The following is a 19,362-nucleotide window of genomic DNA, read 5'->3' as shown; positions in this document are numbered from 1 at the left end:
TAATTATAATTATTATTAGAATAAGATTAAATTCTCAACTTATGTACCAATTTCCATTATTTAACACTAAACAGCGTGCGGGCTGATTTTCTTTATATAGGTTTCCCACAAAGGGAAAATGAACGCAATAAGAGAAAAAGTAAGGGGGGGGAGTTGAATTATTAAAAATAATCGTTACATTTATAGTGTACTATTTAACTAATACACTATAACATGATTCATCTGGATCAATTATCGTTTGGTTATCGGAAAGGGCAATTACTCTTTAATAAGCTGAACCTTCATCTGGAAGCTGGATATATTTATGGCCTACTGGGGAAAAATGGAGCAGGAAAGTCCAGTTTACTGAGAAATATCGCTGGCTTGCTGTATCCTGACCAGGGAAGCATCAAAGTAGGGCATTTTAATCCCCGAGAGCGGAAACCTGCCTTTTTACAAAATATCTATTTTGTGGCGGAAGAAATTTATCTACCCGCGGTAACTATTGAGAAGTACCTAGCGGTTCAAGCCCCTTTTTATCCCAAGTTTGATAAGGCTCAGTTTCGCTACTATCTCACTGAATTTGATGTTTCGTCCGATAGCTACATTTCTAATCTGTCCTTCGGGCAGCGAAAGAAGGTACTGATCGCTTTTGCTTTGGCTTGTAATACGGATGTGCTAATTATGGATGAACCTACTAATGGGTTGGATATTCCTTCCAAGAAACAATTCCGCAAGCTGTTAGCATCTGCTATACGAGAAGATCAACTCATGCTGATTTCTACTCACCAAGTGCGGGACTTAGATAATCTGATTGACTCGGTGATTGTGCTGGAAGATCGTGAGATTTTGCTGCATCAGCCGCTCCATCGGATAAGCGAACAACTGCGCTTTGCCACGCTTAACCAAGCTGAAAATGACCACCGAGTGCTGTACGCTGAGCCTTCGTTACAAGGCTACACCGTAGTGATGGAAAACTTGGAACAGCAGGAAAGTAAGGTGGACTTGGAACGGCTATTCAACGCGGCTACCCAGAATCCAGAGCGTATCCGGCAACTCTTCAATTAAACTGAATTATCATGAACCAACAATTTAATATAACCCGCTTCAGCCTGATGCTGAAGTTGTACTGGGCTGAGAGTGGGCGATACTATTTACTATCGCTCGGTATTGCGATTGGTACAATGCTAATGCTGATGCTTCCTATCGTGGGTACTTCGCAGTTTAGTTGGTTGCTTTACGGTTTGCATATATTGACATTTTTCGGCGGGACTATGTTAGGTGGAATCTTCTTTACCAATACCGCTTTCGCTGCCTACAACACTACCGAGCGGGGAGTTTCATCTATTATGATTCCAGCTTCTCAATTGGAGAAGTTTGCTCCTCTACTGCTCATTAGTCTTCTTGGTAGTGTATTAGTATTCGTAACTGGCGTTCAATTACACCAAAAAATAGCAACCTTAGCCGATCAAAATTTAGCACCTGGTGGCAATTATAAACCTATCCCGACTGAAGTTCTGCAATTCTACGGATACGTCTACTTTATACTTCAGGGAGCTATCTTTCTTGGTTCGTTATATTTTACTAAAAACTCTCTGATAAAAACGATAAGTGCAATACTGGTTGTGACACTTGTTGCGTTCGTATTCAACCTGCTTCTGGCCTACCATTTTACTGGCTACCCTAGAAATATCGATGCTTTTCCCTTTACCGTTTGGAACGTCAACGACACTCAACGTTACACAATACTTTACCCCTCAGCCATTAGTAATCTGATAAAAGTATTTTTGGGGCTAATAGTAGTAGCCCTAATTGGTATCACTTACGTGCGATTGCGGGAGAAAGAGATATAATAGCTATGGAATTTAACGATCAACAAGCGATATACTTACAAATTGCTGACTACATCTGTGAGCAAATTTTGCTAGAGCAGTGGGCAGTAGAAGAGCGGATTCCTTCGGTGCGCGACTTAGCTGCTACGATGGAGGTAAATCCCAACACAGTAATACGCAGCTACGACTTCCTTCAGCAGCGGGACATTGTTTACAACAAGCGCGGGCTAGGCTACTTTGCTAGTGCTGATGCTCCTACCAAGGTGCGAGCGTACCGTAAAGAACGCTTTTTGGAAGCTGAGCTACCCGATTTCTTCCGCACACTTTATCTACTTGATATTTCGATAGAAGAGATCCAGCAGCGTTACGAAGCTTTTGTTGCCGAAACCTATCCCACTACGTAATTGAATCAACTATGAAAACCAGTAACCAACTTCTGATCGGACTCATTGTCATCATCTTTGCGGCTATCTTCGGTGCAGCTACCGTTTTGAAGGGTGAATACGAGAAAATTGACAAGGATGATCCGTACTACGGTTATGTTACCGATACATTGACTGACTTTTCGGTGGTAAAGATGGAAGGGAAGTATAGTGGGCTGATACAGATACAGGCCGGAGAGCAGTTTGAAGTAAAATCCCAGAAGCTGATGGCTAATTCTAAGGTAAGTGAAGATACGCCTCGCTTAACCTGGCAGGTGCAACGCGATACACTATTCCTAAGCTACGATGCTCCTGATTTTCCTGAGCGGTTCAAGGCGACATGGACTTTGAATAACAAACCTAGCCTCTACGTACTTGCTCCCCAACTCACTTCGGTACACTCCCAGTTTTTCACCTACCGCCTAAGCAGTTGGGACTTACCCAGCTTAGAGCTCATTCAGCAAGGGCAAGGTAGCGGTATGGCACTAACCGAAAGCAGTATCGGGAACTTATCGGCCACCGTAACCGATGGTGCCATGATGCGGATTGAACAACCAAATCAGATTAAACAAGCTACCGTAGTGGCTCGAGATAAGAGTACTTTCACCGCCCGCCCCTCAGCGATTGATTCACTAAGTATTGAAGTAGACCCCGAGGCCCAGGTAACGATACCGGGGAAGCTGGTTGAGCAGTTGCTTCCTTAAAGGGAAAGGTTCTAAATCCCCCTAAAAGATTCGAGGTAGGCACTTTAAGAGATAGAGAGTATGTACGACAATCTTACACTACTACCAACGTCCACTTCTAAATACATCCTCTAACTATGATCCGCAACTTCTTCATTACCGCTTTCCGCAACCTGAAACGGGATAAAGTTTATACTGCAATCAACGTAGCGGGACTAACGTTGGGCATTGCTTGCGGTATCACCATCTTCGTACTGGTGCGGTTTGAGACTTCTTTTGATGACTTTCATACCAAAGCCGACCGTATCTATCGGGTCAACCTGCTTCAGAAAAGTGCTAGTGGTCGGCGAACGAACGGATACAATTTTTATCCGTTGGGTGAGGTAATCCGTAGCGAGGTGAGTGGATTGGAAGCGGTTACTAGTATGCACCATAACTATAGCTTCCAGTTTGCCATGGGGGAGAATATCTACGAAGGAGAGCACGCTTTCTTCGTAGACTCGGCTTACTTCAGTGTATTTGATGGGGAGTGGTTACTGGGTAACCCTAGAACTGCCTTCCGGGAGCCTAACACAGTAGTAGTTACCGATCAGTTCGCCAAAAAGTACTTGGGGGGAGTAGAGCCAGCAATGGATTCTACCTTTGTCTTCGACCAAACCTTAACCCTCAAGGTTAATGGAGTGCTAAAAACCCCACCGCATAATACCGATATGCCCTACTCTATGCTCATTTCCTATCCGTCCCTTCCGGCTTACGTGCCCCGAAGCACTGATAATTGGAAGTGGGTAGGCTGGGGCACTACCTTTATTGCTTTGCAGGAAAGTACTGGCCCCAGACAGATTCGCTCCCAATTGCATAAGGTGAAGCAGAAATACCTCACCGAAGATGATGCCAAGCGTACCTCTTTTGTACTGATGCCTCTAAAAAATAACCATCACCGAAACGGTAACTACAATAGCTTTACTTACGACTTTCCCCTACCACTACTAATCATACTATCAGTAGTAGCCGGTATGATTGCCTTCATTGCCTGTATCAACTTTATTAATCTCGCTACCGCTCAATCGCTGAATCGGGCAAGGGAGGTGGGTATTCGGAAAACCTTGGGCAGCAGTCGTATTCAGCTAATTGTGCAGTACGCCAGCGAAGCCTTGGTCATTACCCTAATTGCGGTTGCCCTGGGGCTGGCGTTGGCTCGCGTTCCCATGCAAATAATCAATGCTCGGGCGGGGTACACCTACCTGAATTATGACTTCTTTCAAAGCCCTTCGATGGTATTGTTTCTGACAAGTATCATTCTGTTAATTACCTTACTAGCAGGCTTCTACCCGGCCTTTGTCTTATCGGGTTTCAAACCAGTGAAGGCATTACAGGGAAAAATCAGTAGTGGGAAGCCCAAAGGATTAAACCTGCGGCGAGTTTTGGTGATTACCCAGTTTGTAGGAGCGCAAGTCTTAATTCTGGTAACTGCTATTGTCATATATCAGATCAACCATCTGAGGGAACGGCCCATTGGCTTTGATACGGAAGCTATTGTATTTACCGTACTTCCCGATACTACGCAGGATATAACCACCTTCAAACAGCAGTTGTCTCGAAATCCTAATATTCAGGATATAACCTTTGGCTGGGGCGGGCCGTTACTCAATGCCGGAAGAATCCAGTTTTACGGAGAAGAAGGAGAAACGTATAAACAGCCGGGAGTGATTCACTACGGAGACGAACAGTATATTTCCATGTTTGAACGAACTCTGCTGGCCGGAACCAACTTCTCAGCCGACCGAGCAAATCCGATCAACGAAGTAATCGTGAATCAGGCGATGATTAAAGCACTGGAGATAGCTAATCCTGACGAAGCTATCGGCGAGATATTTACGTTGGGAGAATCCGAAATAACGATCCGGGGAGTCATCAACGATACTTACACCAACGCATTTAGTAGCAAGATTGACCCGCTAGTGCTTCAGTACGATCCGTCTAGGTTTTCGGGAGTAGCGATCAAAATAGCTCCCGACCAAGTAGCCGAAACCCTTCAATTTATTGAAACAACCTGGAAAGAAACCTACCCCGATCACTTGATCGATATTCGCTTTCTGGATGAAACCCTAGATAAGCAGTACAGCTTTTTCGATATGGTGCTAAGTGTACTACAGCCTGCTGCCTTTCTAGCGATACTCATTGGTTGCATGGGTTTGTATGGTCTGATTTCCTTTATGACCGTACGGCGTACCAAAGAAGTAGGTATTCGCAAAGTACTAGGAGCTACCGTAACCAATATCATCTTCATGTTTACTCGAGAGTCTTTGCTGCTCGTTGCTATTGCCTTTATTCTAGCAGCTCCAGCAGGTTACTTTTTAGGACAAGCCTTTCTAATGGAACTGCCCGAACGCATTCCACCCGGGGTAGAACTATTTGTAGCTACCCTCTTGGTCTCACTAACTATTGCCCTGCTAACGATCTACTATCGATCTTCCCGAGCTGCTGCTACTAATCCGGCCGATTCTCTGCGGTATGAATAGACAGAGGAGGCTCTCTTAATGATTATACTATGGCTAAAAAAGGTGTTGTGCTATTTCTAGGCTTTCACTGGTTGTGCAGAATAAGCCTTTCGGCACAATCGCCACCTCAAACATTATCTCAATTACAGGATACGATAGAAGCCTATATGGCTAGTCGGCACATTCCGGGCTCGTTTCTGACAATGGTAACTCAAGACTCTGTAATCTGGCAAGGCGGAATAGGTACGGCTAACGTTACAACAAAAGCAGTAGTAAACGATAATACCTTGTTCAAAATGGGATCAGTCACTAAAAGCATTGCCGCACTAGCTACACTAAAGCTGGTGGAGCAGGGGCGATTGTCTCTCAACGATAAAGTGAGGGCATTAGCTCCTGAACTTCCCATCAGAAATGATTTGGAAAATACCCATCCGGTTACAGTAGAGCATTTACTGGAGCATACCGCCGGATTGGACGATGAACATCTCCATACCCGCTACCGGGCGAGTCAGCCAGGGATTTCGGTTCAACAGTTAGTGGATATTCACCAGAATTCTATGTACTGCCGCTGGAAGCCGGGTACGCGACACAGCTACACCAATGTAGGCTATGTGGTACTCAGCTATCTGATAGAAAAAGTAAGTGAAAAGCCCTACCAGAAGTATATCGCAAAGAATATTTTTCAACCGTTGGGCATGACGTATACCCATTTGGATGCCTTGGCCGACGTACCCAACGAAGCTATGGGGTACGAATATAAAAGCAATACTCAGCACCAAGCTCCCGTGCTGAATGGAGCTTTGGCAGGTAATCTAGCGTCTTCTGCCAAGGACATGACTGAGCTACTGTTCTTCTTTCTGAACAAAGGTAAAATCGATAGTACTCAGCTACTGTCTTCGGCTAGTTTGCACCGAATGGAAAGTACCCGCACCACTACCGGGGCGCGAGCAGGCTTAGCCGATTACTACGGGCTGGGAAATACACTAGGGCACACCCAGGATGAAGATAAAATAATATTTCGGGGACACGGGGGAAGCGTTCCTGGCTTTGTATCCTACTACGGCTATAATCGAGAGCAGGGTATTGGCTACGCCGTAGCGATTAACGCAGGGCGGGGACTACGACCGATCCGGCAACTAGTAGCTGATTTTCTTACGCAGCATTTACCCGAGAAGAATACCAACCTACCTGCCACTTATCCACTTAACCAAGAATATATTACCCCGTTCTTAGGATTTTATCAACATCGCAGCTCGAAGGATGCTATCGGTAATTTGATAGACCAGCTAGGCGGAGTCTCACTAAAGCTGGAAAGCAACCGTTTGTATATGCAACCCCCTTCTGGAGCTATGTGGGAGCTTGTTCCAGTAACCGATAGTACGTTCCGGTATACCAATACGGACTTCCCAGCGGTAGCTCTGACGAAAGATGACGAGGGAAATTCGGTGCTAGTGACGATGAACAGTTACTACCGAAAAACCGCACGTCTACCCCTCACCCTGCTAAAAGCTACCCTGATCGGTTCAGCCATAATAGGGTTGAGTGTGCTGCCTTTCGGGCTTGTTTGGGGGGTAGCTTGGGCGAGGAAGAAGCTACCGACTAAGGAAGCATTATTTCGGCTTCCGGCGGTGCTGTCGGTTGTAATAGCGCTGTTTACTTTAGCAACTGCTGCTTATTTATTCGTGTATAAGACATACTCCATTGGTAGTCAGAACTGGCTCGAGATTGCTGTTTATCTAGGGACTATCTTTGCTCCAGCCTTGGCGGTGCTAACGTTGGCAGTAGCCGGATACCGCTTAATCAGTCAGCAAAAAACGTTGCTTAACTATTATTTGCTGTCAGTGGCTTTGTCACTCAGCATAATATCAGCTTATCTGGCTACCGAAGGACTAGTAGGCTTTCGTTTATGGAACTACTGAACGAGGCTGTTTACTTCATGCTACCCTTCTAAAACCTAACAATATGATACACCAACTAAAAAACACCCCAAAAGCAAAGTACTGGGATTACTTCATCTTGGTCGCTCGCTTTCTGCTGGGCTGGACTTTCCTTCGTTATGGCTACAGTAAACTCAATAGTGGGCAATTTGGGGTTAGTGAAGAAGAGCTACTTACTCCATTAAAAGATTTATCACTGTTTCGCGTATCTTGGTACTTGTTCGACCATCAGCCCTTAAAAATCGTGGTGGGGGTGATGCAAATCATTTGTAGTTCGCTGCTGATTATCAACCGAACCGCTATTATCGGAGCATTGATGTTTATACCAATAATCAGTATTATTTTGCTAATTGACTTAACCGCGATGCCCTACGCGCTTAAGGTTGGCTTTGCTTGGCGACTTTCGTTTTATATTCTATTAGATTTATTAATACTCTGGCACTATCGGGAGAAAATGGAGGTTATTGGCGAAGCGGTTTGGCAAAATGTAAACACCAAGTTCAGCTACTCCCTTCGGATGTACGCATTGCTACCCATTATGGCGATTGTGCTAGAAGTGACTGGGGTTATGCCTAAGATTTTGATTAACCTTATTACTGATCCCATAGGAATGATAAAGGCGTTTGAGAAGTTTTCCGCCTACACAATAGAGAAGCTGCTATGATGCTGGTGCAAGACCTTAACTTGGAGCAAGATGTTATCCCCATCTTCAATTATACGAATAGTACTCAGGCTGAGCTTGCTCTGCGGGATATGCTAAGTGCTTCCGGTATGAGTTTGGATGCAATACAAGAAAGACAACACATCTGCCGAGGGTACATACAAAACTGGGAAGTATTGGAAAATTTCTCGTACCCCACGCTCTATCAGCGAGAAACATACTCTTTTCTAACGGATATTGCTAACCAACGAATAGACTTAGGGGAATCTACCATAAAAACCAGGCTAAGGTTACAGCTCTCGGAAGGGGAACGCAGTCAGCGGCGGTCGCAGCTCGTGCAGATGATATTATTTCTGGATAGGATTTATGGTAGGTATCTAGAGCAAATGAAGCTCCAGTACTTTCCCGAAAGCTACCGTAGAGATTTGAAGATCGCGAATCAGTTCCTACAAAAGCTACGCTTAGATTACTTTGCCCACATCATCAACGAAGATAAATTTTCAGTAGCAAGAATGGTAGAGTTGATGCAGGTTCTAGCTACGCTAGACAGTAGCGAGATTGATGCCTTTTGGGAGTTCTTTTTTCGCTTTGAAGCCTATCACTCTATTGCAAAAGCCATAAAGAAGCATCAGTTCACCTTTCCAGAATTCAGTGATAGTAAGTTTCAGATCAACGGCTTTTACCATCCATTAGTAGAAGAGCCCGTAAAGAATAGCATTCAAGTGATGCCGGGGGAGAATACCGTACTTCTCACTGGTCCAAATATGTCGGGAAAATCAACACTGCTAAAATCGGTGGGGCTATGCACTTATCTGGCTCATATCGGGCTAGCGGTGCCCGCTCAGCATTGTGTACTGCCCCACTATGATGTAGTGGCTATCTCGATTAATGTGAAGGATGATCTATCGAGCGGGTACAGTCACTTTATGGCAGAAATACAGAACCTGAAAAGAGTGCTACAGCTAGCCAGCGAAGGGAAAAAGTGCTTTGCTATGTTTGATGAACTTTTCAAAGGCACCAATATTGATGATGCTCAGGAAATCACGTTGAGCACTGTGAATCGCCTGGGTAAGTTTACTGGCTCACTTTTCTTTATTTCTACGCATCTGCTGCACTTAGAGGAGCAAATTGATAATAGTGAGGATCACATCAAAAAGTGCTTTATTGAGTGCCGATTGGAAGAAGGAATTCCCCACTTTACCTATCGCCTACGAGAAGGCTGGTCTACCGTTAAAATTGGCAAAATTCTGTTTGAGGCAGAAGGGGTAAGCAAGCTACTGGAGTAGACTTCAGTATCAGAGTAAAATCTCTTCAAAGGCAATTTCCTGAGCAGCCAGCACAAACATAGTGGCGGGTAGCCCCTGGGTGCGTTCGGAGAGTTGCTCGTAGTAAGCTAAGAAGTTCTCATTAGGTTCGGCCAAACCGAGCATAATCAAATCTGCCGACTGGGATTCTTGCTTGAGTAGCGTCCAGAAGGGCGTTTCGGGATTAACTATAATCTTTTGCTGAAAGGAAATCCGCATGTTCTGAATAATTTGCTTGAGATTAGCCTCAGCATCCTTGGCCGCGGCCTCCGAAGGAACAGCCATCTTTACGGTAATCTGAGCGAATCGCCAAGCGGGGTCATTTCTAATTAGGTACGCCAGAATCATCATTAAGGCACCGTTCTTTCGTAGTCCGCCCCACCATACATCAATCGTCTGCTTACGCTGAAAGCCCTCTTTTTCATCATCCCGCACAATCACCACGTTCCGACGAGCTTCATAAAACTGCTGAATCATGGCGCAGTAGGGGCCGTGGTGGGAGAGTTCGCGGGTATCGCCTAATATGATGGTATTAGGTACTAAAGCACCAATGCCGTAGGTTTGTACCAGCCGCACCCCACCGCTAAACGGGTCTTCATCGGAGGTAACCTTTACCAGTGCCTCTACTCCCCGCTCTTCTAAATAGTCTTTAATATTACCTTCCAATGACTTTAACCGATTGTAGGCAATGTCGTCGGTGATGAGTACGGTGGCTACGGTGAGTAAGGAGCTTCGCTGGGCAATGGCTTGCGAAAGTTCAATCAGATGCCACCGACGGGTGGGTGCCCCCGATAGTACCAGTAAGTGAGGACGCCAGTTCTTAGGATCGGGAGTATGGTCAATGCGTAGGAGGGCAGTACGGGTAAGAGCTAGCCACATGCCCCGTCGCACATCGCCCCAAGTAGTGCGTAATCCTCTTCGTTTCAGCCAGATAAAGGTAGTCCCTACCAGCAGAATAGCTATGAGGGTAGCCAGCGGATTGATAAGAAACATAACTGCCACACAGCCGATGGCTCCCAACAGTGAGAAGAACCAGTGAGTACGAAAACTGGGTCGGAAGGAGGGGCTACCCAATAACCGTTCGGTACCCGCCGCTACGTTTAGCACCCCGTAGGTGGTTAAGAAAAACATGGAAAGAATGGGGGCGATCATATCCAGGTCACCGAGTATTACGGCGATAATCGCTAGTACCATCGTGAAGATGGTGCCCGCCCGGGGAATACCGCTAGCCGGATGCTCCTTGCCTAGCCAGTGAAAGCTACGGGGCAGCACCTGATCTTGGGCTAGAGCTTGTAGAATGCGAGGGGCGCCTAAAATACTGCCTACCGCACTAGATAGGGTAGCTCCCCATACTCCCAGCAAAATAGCATCGCCCCACAGCGAGATGCGCCGCATCACCAGCGGGTCATCGATTAACGTGTTGGCATCAACGCGGGAAGCTAAGATGATGGGTAAAACCATATAAACCAAGTAGCCACAGCCTACTGCCAAAAAGGTGCCCTTGGGAATGGATTTAGCTGAGTCTTTCAGGTCACCCGACAGGTTTACTCCCGCCATAATACCGGTCACGGCTGGGAAAAATACGGCAAATACTATCCAAAAGCCTTCTCTCGGCCGATTGGCTGCGGCTCCCATTATTTCTGTTGGAGCATCTTCCAACGGACTACCGAATACCAGCGACAGCAAGGAAATAACAATGGCAGCCAAAATAAAGTACTGAATACGGATAGTGGCCTCAGTCGAAAACAAAGCCAGTAGCCCGATGGCTACGGTAACTCCACAACCTACTAGCGTCATATTGAGCATCGGAAAAACGGCTACTATACTTTCGGCAAACCCAATTACGTACAGTGCTACCGATAGTGCTTGAGCAATAAAGAGTGGAATACCTACGGCACCGCCTACCTCAATTCCCAGCGATCGACTAATCATATAGTAGGCTCCTCCGCCCTTCACCTGAGTGTCGGTAGCGATTGAGGCAATGGATAGCGCGGTTAAGAAGGTAATACTAGTAGAAAGAGTAACAATAACCAGCGTACCAATTAAACCCACGTTGCCTACTACCCAGCCAAAGCGGAGGTACATAATTACGCCCAGAATAGTTAGTAGGGAAGGGGTGAATACTCCACCAAAAGTTCCAAGTTTACGAGGGGAGGTAGCTTCTTCTGGTAAGTACGACTTCTTAAGTTCAGTTCCGTTGGCTGGCATAGTTGTGGGTCAGCTTACTGATTGCCGACAAAGGTAGAAATTATAGGTCAAGAGAATTTTTCGCTTTAATCTACAAAATATAGTTATCCATCACCACATTCATAATGAATATCCTATAGGTAGAGGGTTAGCTGGTAATGTAGTACTATATTCATATAAATAATTTTCAAAAAATGGTAATACGTGTGCTTTTTTGATTATTGTTTTGTACATTGGTGAATATGTAATCGGAATTCTTGAAAATTCTTCATTTTACAGTTTTACTTCTTTTTTCGCTACTTTACAACAGCTTAGCTCCTCAGAGGGCATAAAGGTTAATCTTTTTGGTTGACCTTTTTCTTTTTTTGTTAGTGGCGTACTATCATAGAAAGACAGTAGATTGCTACATCAGTACACAGTCTGACAACGATTACCCTTCTTTACCTTTGTTCAAGTAATAAGATTGAACTACTTTACCGATAAAACTACCGAGATGAGAAATACTAACCTACTACTGCCTACCGCCGTACTATTAGTCCTTAGTTATGCTACATTAAGCTGCCAGTCCTCCGGTTCTGGTGAAGCAAATACCGAAGAGGCTACCGAAGCTAGTGCGGATAGTGTGACCGAAAAGCAGTTTTTGACAGCTCCTCTAGTATCTCACATATACACTGCCGATCCTTCGGCTCACGTTTTCAACGATACCCTCTACGTTTATCCCTCCCACGACGTGGAGTCAGGAATAGCGGCGGATGATCTGGGTAGCCAATTCGACATGCAGGATTACCACGTATTCTCTATGGCCGAAGTAGGCGATAATGTAACGGATCACGGGGCTGCTTTATCGGTAGACGACGTTCTTTGGGCCGAACGACAAATGTGGGCTCCCGATGCTGCTTACCGAAACGGCACGTACTATTTGTACTTTCCCGCTAAAGATGAAGAGAATATTTTTAGAATTGGGGTAGCCACCAGCAGCGCACCTACTGGCCCATTTGCACCACAAGATGAGCCTATTGAGGGAAGCTTTAGCATTGATCCGGCCGTATTTGAAGATACTGATGGCGCGTATTATATGTACTTCGGTGGTATTTGGGGTGGGCAACTACAGCGCTGGGAGAGCGGGGAGTACGTTGCTGTAGATGAGTATCCGGCCGACGATCAACCGGCTATCAGTGCTAAAGTAGCTCGTTTGGCCGATGATATGCTTAGTTTTGATGAAAAGCCGAAGGATGTAGTGATTTTGGATGAGAACGGTGAACCACTAGTAGCAGGTGATAATGAACGGCGATTTTTCGAGGCGGCTTGGGTGCATAAATACCAGGGTACGTACTACTTCTCTTATTCTACCGGTGACACTCATTATATTGCTTACGCCACCGGAGATAATCCCTACGGCCCCTTCACCTACCAGGGAGTAGTTCTAAATCCAGTGTTAGGGTGGACCAACCATCATTCTGTCGTGAAATTTAACGAGAAATGGTATTTATTTTACCACGATACTGAACTGTCGGATGGGCAGACCCATCTGAGAAATATTAAAGTAACCGAGCTTACCCATCGGCCTGACGGAAGCATTGAAACGATTACTCCATAAATCTAGCGAGCTAGCGAAGAACGAAAAGGCAATTAAAACGTGCCCATACTACGAATGAGGGATAATTGCATAAATCGATTTTGTAGTTTCATATCATGATCTATCAAATTTCCTTGAGTATCAGTTAGCTGCAAATCAGTCCACACATTGGATAAGCCCAAATAGTAGCGTAGTGCTGTACTCCATTTTTCAGAGAAATGATAACCAAGTCCACCGTTAATCCCGATATCAAACGGTTCGTACCAATCGAATGTATTGCTCCCACTTCCGGAGGCAATTAAGCGGGCAATCTCAGGCCCTACCTCTATAAACCACTGATTAAATGGATGATAGCGTACTAGTACTGGGATGCTCACATAGTGTAAGTTTAACTGAGAAGTGCTACCGAAGGAGTTATCTATTCTGGCTCCCTTATTCGTGTACTGTAAACCAGCAACTAAGTTGGTTTTTGAAAAAAGCGAAAAGGAGCTATATATTCCTATTAACACCGACGGTTTTGGCTGGTACTCTTCATCTGAGAAACTAATCCCCGTTACGTCGGGTTCATTAACCAAAACAATATCAGAAATCCCACCACCAGTGTGTATTCCCCATTCAGTTTGACCAAAGACCGATTGTAGAGAAAGCAGGGCTAAGAAAAAAGGGGCAATAGTTTTCATCTGTAAAGAGCGTTTGGAGGAAAACGAGTAAGCATCAAGATTATGATTAAAGCGTAGAATAAATTAGTGGTGGAATAGTCATTCTAGTGCGGCTTTTGTAACTTTCCCATTTTGTAAACCTAACGTAATATGTCCATACTAGCAGAAACGGTAGCCGATTTCTCAGCTATAAAACAAGCGAGTCGCGATGCTTTGCAGTTAAGTAATACCACCATTGACGAAGTGCTTCGAGCAGTAGCCGATGCTGCGGTAGCGCGTACCGATTTTATTCTGACGGAAAACCAGAAGGATTTAGACCGCATGGATCCGGCTAATCCTAAGTACGATCGCTTGCAGCTTACCGCCGAGCGAATTGAAGCAATTGCTCAGGATATGCGAAATGTAGCCACACTGCCATCGCCACTGGGAAAGATACAGGAAGAGCGAACTTTAGACAGTGGGCTGCGCTTGGTTCGCAAATCAGTGCCGTTGGGGGTGGTAGGAGTAATATACGAAGCTCGTCCCAACGTAACGTTTGATGTGTTTGCCCTCTGCTTAAAAGCCGGGAACGTAGCGGTACTGAAAGGGGGGAGCGATGCCGAATACTCTAACCTAGCCATTGCTGAGGTCATTCATCAGGTGCTTGAAGAACACGGTCTGAACCAAAACCTCATGAGCCTGTTGCCTGCTTCTCGGGAAGCTACGCAGAAGTTGCTCAACGCCGTAGGTGCCATAGATGTAATTATTCCCCGAGGTAGCCAGAACTTGATCAACTACGTACGAGAGAACGCTAAAGTGCCAGTAATTGAAACCGGAGCGGGTATTGTTCACACCTATTTTGATAAAAGTGGTGATTTGGAAAAGGGGCAAGCTGTTGTGTTTAACGCCAAAACTCGGCGAGTGAGTGTCTGCAATGCGCTAGATTGTCTGGTTATTCACCAAGAACGCCTTCAGAATTTACCGGAGATCATTCAGAAACTAGCTTCAGAAGATGTAAAGATTTATGCCGATCAGCTAAGCTATACCGTACTGGCAGGTGTATATCCGGACGAACTGCTGTATCCGGCTTTCCCCGAGCACTTCGGCACCGAGTTTCTTTCTCATAAAATGTCTATTAAAACAGTAGCGAACTTAGATGAAGCATTAGATCATATTGCCCGGTACAGCTCCAAACATAGCGAGGCTATTGTTGCGGAAGATGAATCAGTTGTAGAGAAATACATGCAGTCGGTAGATGCGGCAGCCGTTTACGCGAATACATCTACGGCTTATACCGACGGAAGTGAGTTCGGCATGGGAGCCGAGATTGGTATCAGTACCCAAAAACTACACGCTCGGGGGCCAATGGCTTTACCCGAGCTAACCAGCTACAAATACCTAATTTACGGCGAAGGGCAGGTTCGGGGGTAGATTACTGACGAATCTTGTCCAGTAATTGATTCAGGGTTTTTATCTCAGTGTCAGTAAGTTGGTTGTCTTGATTCAGTACCAAGTCAATTTCCGGCGATACTTGCTCCAGTAAATTGAGTCCTTTCTTAGTGATTAAGATATTAACCCGGCGTCGATTTTCGGGGCAAATTTCCCGAGTAACATACCCATTAACTCTGAGTTTCTCTACCAGACGAGTAACGTTCGACATGCGGTTGAGCATCCGTTCGGTAATGAGTTGGAGAGAGGAGGGGGTGGGATACTGCCCCTTGAGAATGCGAAGTACATTGAACTGCTCTTCAGAAATACCGTACTTTTTGAAGATGGGCAATGAAATACCAGACAACCAGTTGGCTGTAAACTTAACGTTCAGCACCGCCTTATGTAGCGGGTTCTTAAAGTTCGTCTGCTGAATCTCTTCCTCAATTTGCATAGTAATGGTTCAATATGTTGTAGATACAACAGCGAGTTAGTAAAAAAGTTCTTCAATAAGTACAAGGTTATTAAAGTTTACAAGTTTTAGGTTTTTAAGTTGAAGGTTATAATGACGTAGTTTGGAACCTGTATCCTGAAATCTTAAACTTGCAACTACTAGCTTTTCAGCTAAACATGCATAATTAAACAATCATGAGCAAAGTTTTAATTATTGGAGCTGGCGGAGTAGGCAACGTGGTGGCTCACAAATGTGCCGAGGTATCATCTATATTCAGCGAAATACTATTGGCTAGTCGTACAAAGACTAAATGTGACCGAATTGCCGAACGAGTTCGCAAAAAGTTTCCTTCGGCTGTAATCACTACTGCCCAAGTGGATGCTGACCACGTGATGGATTTGGTAGCCTTGATGAAGGAGTTTGAACCTCAGCTAGTAATTAACGTGGCTCTGCCGTACCAGGACTTAACCATTATGGATGCTTGCCTCACCATGAAGGTACATTACCTGGATACGGCAAATTATGAACCGCGCGACGTAGCCAAGTTTGAGTACAAGTGGCAGTGGGATTACCGTGATCGCTACGAACAAGCCGGAATTATGGCCTTGCTAGGTTGCGGTTTTGACCCAGGCGTAACCGGGGTGTTCACGGCTCACGCTCAGAAGCATTATTTCAATGAGATTCACTATCTGGATATTGTAGATTGCAATGCCGGAGACCACGGCAAAGCGTTTGCTACTAATTTCAACCCTGAAATAAATATTCGGGAGATTACGCAAAACGGACGCTACTGGGAAAAGGGGCAGTGGGTAGAAACTGAACCACTAGAAATTCATCAGCCAGTTGATTATCCCGAAATAGGGGAGCGGGAATCTTACTTGCTGTACCACGAAGAGCTAGAATCGCTTACCCAAAATATTCCGCACCTCAAGCGCGCTCGCTTCTGGATGACGTTCTCGCCCCAGTATATTACTCACTTGCAAGTGCTGGAAAACGTAGGCATGACCCGCATTGATCCCGTAAAATTTAGGGGGCAAGAGATTATTCCGCTGGAGTTTCTGAAGGCACTGTTGCCTGAACCATCTTCCTTGGGTGAAGATTATCAAGGACAAACGTCTATTGGTTGCCAAATTAAGGGACTAAAGGATGGAAAGGAGAAAACGTACTACGTATACAACAACTGTGATCACGCCCAAACCTATCAGGAGGTAGGTGCCCAGGCAGTTTCCTACACTACCGGAGTTCCCGCCATGATTGGAGCGATGTTAATGTTAACTAAGCAGTGGATGCGCCCTGGAGTCTATAATGTAGAAGAGCTTAACCCTGACCCGTTTATGCAAGCGCTGAACCAGTACGGTTTACCCTGGCACGAGCGAGTGAATGAGCCGCTGGCTTTTGACTATCCTAAGTAGCTTGGCAAAGGGGTGTAATCTTTCAGCGATAATCATAGCACGACTAAACTCTTTACCGAAAAATCAGTAGACTATATACATTACAACCGCAAATGATTTTTTTATGCAAAATTTAGAAAATAAAGTTGCCTTAGTTACCGGAGGGAGCAAGGGAATTGGCTACGGAGTGGCTGAAGCCTTAATGAAACAAGGAATGAAAGTGGCCATCACTAGTCGCTCCCAGTCCAGCGCCGATGAGGCTGCGGAAAAACTTAACCAAGCTAGCAACGGACAAGCCCTGGGGCTAGAGGCCGATGTGCGAAGTATGGAATCGCAGCAGCAAGCAGTAGATAAACTACTCAGCGAATGGGGGCAGTTAGATCTATTAGTCGCGAATGCTGGCTTAGGTCATTTTGCCTCTATTGAAGATTTAACACCTGAGCAGTGGAACGAAACTATTGACACCAACCTGACCGGAGTATTCTACAGTATCAAGGCTAGCTTAGATGCGATGAAAACTTCAAAAGGCTACATTATCACGATTTCTAGTTTGGCGGGGACAAACTTCTTTGCGGGTGGGTCAGCTTACAATGCTAGTAAGTTTGGTTTAACTGGGTTTACCCAAGCGGCAATGCTCGATTTGCGCCAGCACGGAATTAAAGTTTCAACCATTATGCCAGGTTCAGTAGCTACCTACTTTAACAATCATCAACCCAATAGTGAAGATCACTGGAAAATTCAGATTGAAGACTTGGGGCAGATGGTGGTGGATTTAATGCATATGCATCCGCGTACCCTACCGAGTAAAGTAGAGGTGCGCCCGAGCCAACCGCCGCAGAAGTAAAAGTTCAAACAACTATCGTATTGCAAATTATTGAGGTTCTCTGGTGGCTTTGCCTTTCGCTGGTAGTCTACACGTACGTAGGCTACGGAATTATCCTTCGTCTGTTGGTTGGCCTAAAAAGATTGAGAGAAAAACAGCGTGAGTTTATTGATTATCAGGAATTCTGCCCGGAGACGACTATTGTAGTCGCTGCTTACAATGAAGCCGGTTTTATTGATGAAAAGATTCAGAATACTCTTCAGCTAGATTATCCCCCGAATAAACGGCAAGTGGTAATCGTTACCGATGGTTCAACCGACGCAACCCCCGATATTGTTCGTCAGTACTCTGAAATAAAACTGCTGCACCAACCCGAACGACGAGGGAAAATTGCTGCGGTACATCGTACAATGAAGGAGGTAAACACCCCTGTTGTCATTTTCACGGATGCTAATACCTACTTGAATCCTGAAGCTATTCGCAATATTGTTCGTCATTATCAAAACCCTCAGATTGGTGGGGTAGCCGGAGAGAAGCGAATTCATGTAGCTGAGAAAGACTCCGCTAGTGGAGCGGGTGAAGGATTCTACTGGAAGTACGAATCAGCCCTGAAAACCTGGGATGCCGAACTGTATTCAGTAGTAGGCGCAGCGGGTGAGCTATTTTCTGTCCGAACCGAACTCTACGAAAACATTCCGCAGGATACAGTAATTGAAGATTTCTATCTGACGCTTAGAATAGCCCAAAAAGGCTACCGTATTGCTTATGAACCCGATGCTTATGCTCAGGAAGGCCCTTCAGCCTCAGTGAAGGAAGAACTCAAGCGTAAAATCAGAATTGCGGCTGGGGGCATTCAGGCCATTGTCCGGCTAAAGGCTTTGTTGAATATTTTTCGCTACGGCACTCTTAGCTTCCAGTATATCTCTCACCGAGTGTTGCGCTGGACGGTTACTCCGTTTGCTCTGGTATTAGTTTTTGTCTTAAATATTTTGCTCTACAACTACCGGGGCTTTTATCAGCTAACATTTTACGGGCAAATATTCTTTTACGTAGCAGCTTTGGTCGGTTACATTCTGGCAAATAAATCAATCAAAATTAAAGCCTTTTTTATTCCTTACTACTTTTTTATTATGAACTACGCTGTGTTCCGGGGAATCATCAGGTATTTAAAGGGTAATCAATCCGTGACTTGGGAGCGAGCTGAAAGAGCAAATGTTAAGTAGGCTAAAGTTGGCGCTAAGCTGCGGAAACAAGCATGCAGAAATTCTATCAGTATTAGAGCGTGTTTGGATTTTATTTTTAGAATTTATTATGAGGTGTTTTTCGGACAGACGAGACTCTTTTTGAGGAGGATAGCCTAAGCTATCGTCCGAAAAAAAGGCGAAGTATGGGCGGAAAACAGCCATCAGAAAACTAAAGGATAAAGTTCAAACACGCTCTTAGCTTTAGTGAAAATGCATGTTACAGCTATGTAAAAAAATAGTAAACAAAAGTGAGTTTTTAGAATGCCGAGCTAATAGCCAAAGAAGAAAATGTAAGGGCAAGAGTG

Annotated in this window: 16 protein-coding genes; 13 read left to right on the top strand and 3 right to left on the bottom strand. The window is 45.1% G+C overall.

Annotated elements, in window-relative coordinates; translation table 11 throughout:
• The first annotated feature begins 213 nt into the window (after positions 1-213).
• The 8 genes from P0M28_RS03410 (at position 214) to P0M28_RS03375 (ending at position 9,298) form a co-directional block, all read left to right on the top strand.
• Positions 214-1,047 carry an ABC transporter ATP-binding protein gene (locus P0M28_RS03410; protein ID WP_302208084.1) on the top strand — a complete coding sequence of 278 codons (834 nt, stop codon included), beginning with the start codon at positions 214-216 and terminating at the stop codon, positions 1,045-1,047.
• An 11-nt stretch (positions 1,048-1,058) separates the two neighbouring features.
• Positions 1,059-1,832, top strand: a complete 774-nt coding sequence (locus P0M28_RS03405) for a hypothetical protein (protein WP_302208082.1) — start codon at positions 1,059-1,061, stop codon at positions 1,830-1,832.
• 5 nt (positions 1,833-1,837) lie between these two features.
• A complete protein-coding gene (locus P0M28_RS03400) occupies positions 1,838-2,215 on the top strand; it encodes a GntR family transcriptional regulator (RefSeq protein ID WP_302208080.1) in 378 nt (125 codons plus the stop codon).
• A gap of 11 nt (positions 2,216-2,226) precedes the next feature.
• Positions 2,227-2,937 (top strand): hypothetical protein, encoded by a 711-nt coding sequence (locus P0M28_RS03395; protein ID WP_302208079.1) that lies wholly within the window; start codon positions 2,227-2,229, stop codon positions 2,935-2,937.
• 116 nt (positions 2,938-3,053) lie between these two features.
• Positions 3,054-5,435 carry an FtsX-like permease family protein gene (locus P0M28_RS03390; RefSeq protein WP_302208078.1) on the top strand — a complete coding sequence of 794 codons (2,382 nt, stop codon included), beginning with the start codon at positions 3,054-3,056 and terminating at the stop codon, positions 5,433-5,435.
• A gap of 29 nt (positions 5,436-5,464) precedes the next feature.
• On the top strand, positions 5,465-7,333 hold the full coding sequence (locus tag P0M28_RS03385; RefSeq protein WP_302208077.1) for a serine hydrolase domain-containing protein: 1,869 nt from the start codon (positions 5,465-5,467) through the stop codon (positions 7,331-7,333).
• Positions 7,334-7,376: 43 nt separating this feature from the next.
• Positions 7,377-8,015, top strand: coding sequence for a DoxX family membrane protein (locus P0M28_RS03380; RefSeq protein ID WP_302208076.1), 639 nt, complete (start codon positions 7,377-7,379; stop codon positions 8,013-8,015).
• Positions 8,012-9,298 carry a MutS-related protein gene (locus P0M28_RS03375; protein WP_302208075.1) on the top strand — a complete coding sequence of 429 codons (1,287 nt, stop codon included), beginning with the start codon at positions 8,012-8,014 and terminating at the stop codon, positions 9,296-9,298. The genes P0M28_RS03380 and P0M28_RS03375 overlap by 4 nt, the downstream gene beginning before the upstream one ends.
• Positions 9,299-9,307: 9 nt before the next feature.
• Here the strand turns inward: P0M28_RS03375 and P0M28_RS03370 are convergent, their stop codons facing one another.
• A complete protein-coding gene (locus P0M28_RS03370; protein ID WP_302208074.1) occupies positions 9,308-11,524 on the bottom strand; it encodes an APC family permease in 2,217 nt (738 codons plus the stop codon).
• A gap of 472 nt (positions 11,525-11,996) precedes the next feature.
• On the opposite strand from P0M28_RS03370, the gene P0M28_RS03365 reads away from it, so the two are divergent.
• Entirely contained in the window at positions 11,997-13,100 is a 1,104-nt protein-coding gene (locus P0M28_RS03365) for a glycoside hydrolase family 43 protein (RefSeq protein WP_302208073.1), read from the top strand.
• 32 nt (positions 13,101-13,132) lie between these two features.
• Here P0M28_RS03365 and P0M28_RS03360 read toward each other — a convergent pair whose 3' ends face one another.
• Positions 13,133-13,759: a porin family protein gene (locus tag P0M28_RS03360; protein WP_302208071.1), complete on the bottom strand. Its 627-nt coding sequence runs from the start codon at positions 13,757-13,759 to the stop codon at positions 13,133-13,135.
• 129 nt (positions 13,760-13,888) lie between these two features.
• On the opposite strand from P0M28_RS03360, the gene P0M28_RS03355 reads away from it, so the two are divergent.
• Positions 13,889-15,148, top strand: coding sequence for a glutamate-5-semialdehyde dehydrogenase (locus tag P0M28_RS03355; protein WP_302208070.1), 1,260 nt, complete (start codon positions 13,889-13,891; stop codon positions 15,146-15,148).
• 1 nt (position 15,149) lies between these two features.
• Here the strand turns inward: P0M28_RS03355 and P0M28_RS03350 are convergent, their stop codons facing one another.
• On the bottom strand, positions 15,150-15,599 hold the full coding sequence (locus P0M28_RS03350) for a MarR family winged helix-turn-helix transcriptional regulator (RefSeq protein ID WP_302208069.1): 450 nt from the start codon (positions 15,597-15,599) through the stop codon (positions 15,150-15,152).
• A 194-nt stretch (positions 15,600-15,793) separates the two neighbouring features.
• Between P0M28_RS03350 and P0M28_RS03345 the strand changes: the two genes are divergently transcribed.
• The 3 genes from P0M28_RS03345 to P0M28_RS03335 all read left to right on the top strand — a co-directional run bounded on the left by P0M28_RS03345 (position 15,794) and on the right by P0M28_RS03335 (position 19,036).
• Positions 15,794-17,011, top strand: a complete 1,218-nt coding sequence (locus P0M28_RS03345; protein WP_302208068.1) for a saccharopine dehydrogenase family protein — start codon at positions 15,794-15,796, stop codon at positions 17,009-17,011.
• A gap of 103 nt (positions 17,012-17,114) precedes the next feature.
• On the top strand, positions 17,115-17,834 hold the full coding sequence (locus P0M28_RS03340; protein WP_302208067.1) for an SDR family oxidoreductase: 720 nt from the start codon (positions 17,115-17,117) through the stop codon (positions 17,832-17,834).
• Between the two features lie 20 nt (positions 17,835-17,854).
• The gene (locus P0M28_RS03335; RefSeq protein WP_367281894.1) at positions 17,855-19,036 is read left to right on the top strand and encodes a glycosyltransferase family 2 protein; all 1,182 of its coding nucleotides are present in this window, start codon (positions 17,855-17,857) and stop codon (positions 19,034-19,036) included.
• The last annotated feature ends 326 nt before the right edge of the window (positions 19,037-19,362 follow it).

The sequence above is a fragment of the Tunicatimonas pelagia genome (genome assembly GCF_030506325.1).
GTDB classification, from domain to species: Bacteria; Bacteroidota; Bacteroidia; order Cytophagales; family Cyclobacteriaceae; genus Tunicatimonas; species Tunicatimonas pelagia.
Note: the sequence above shows the minus strand (reverse complement) of the source record. Positions and strands in the feature narration are given on the sequence as shown.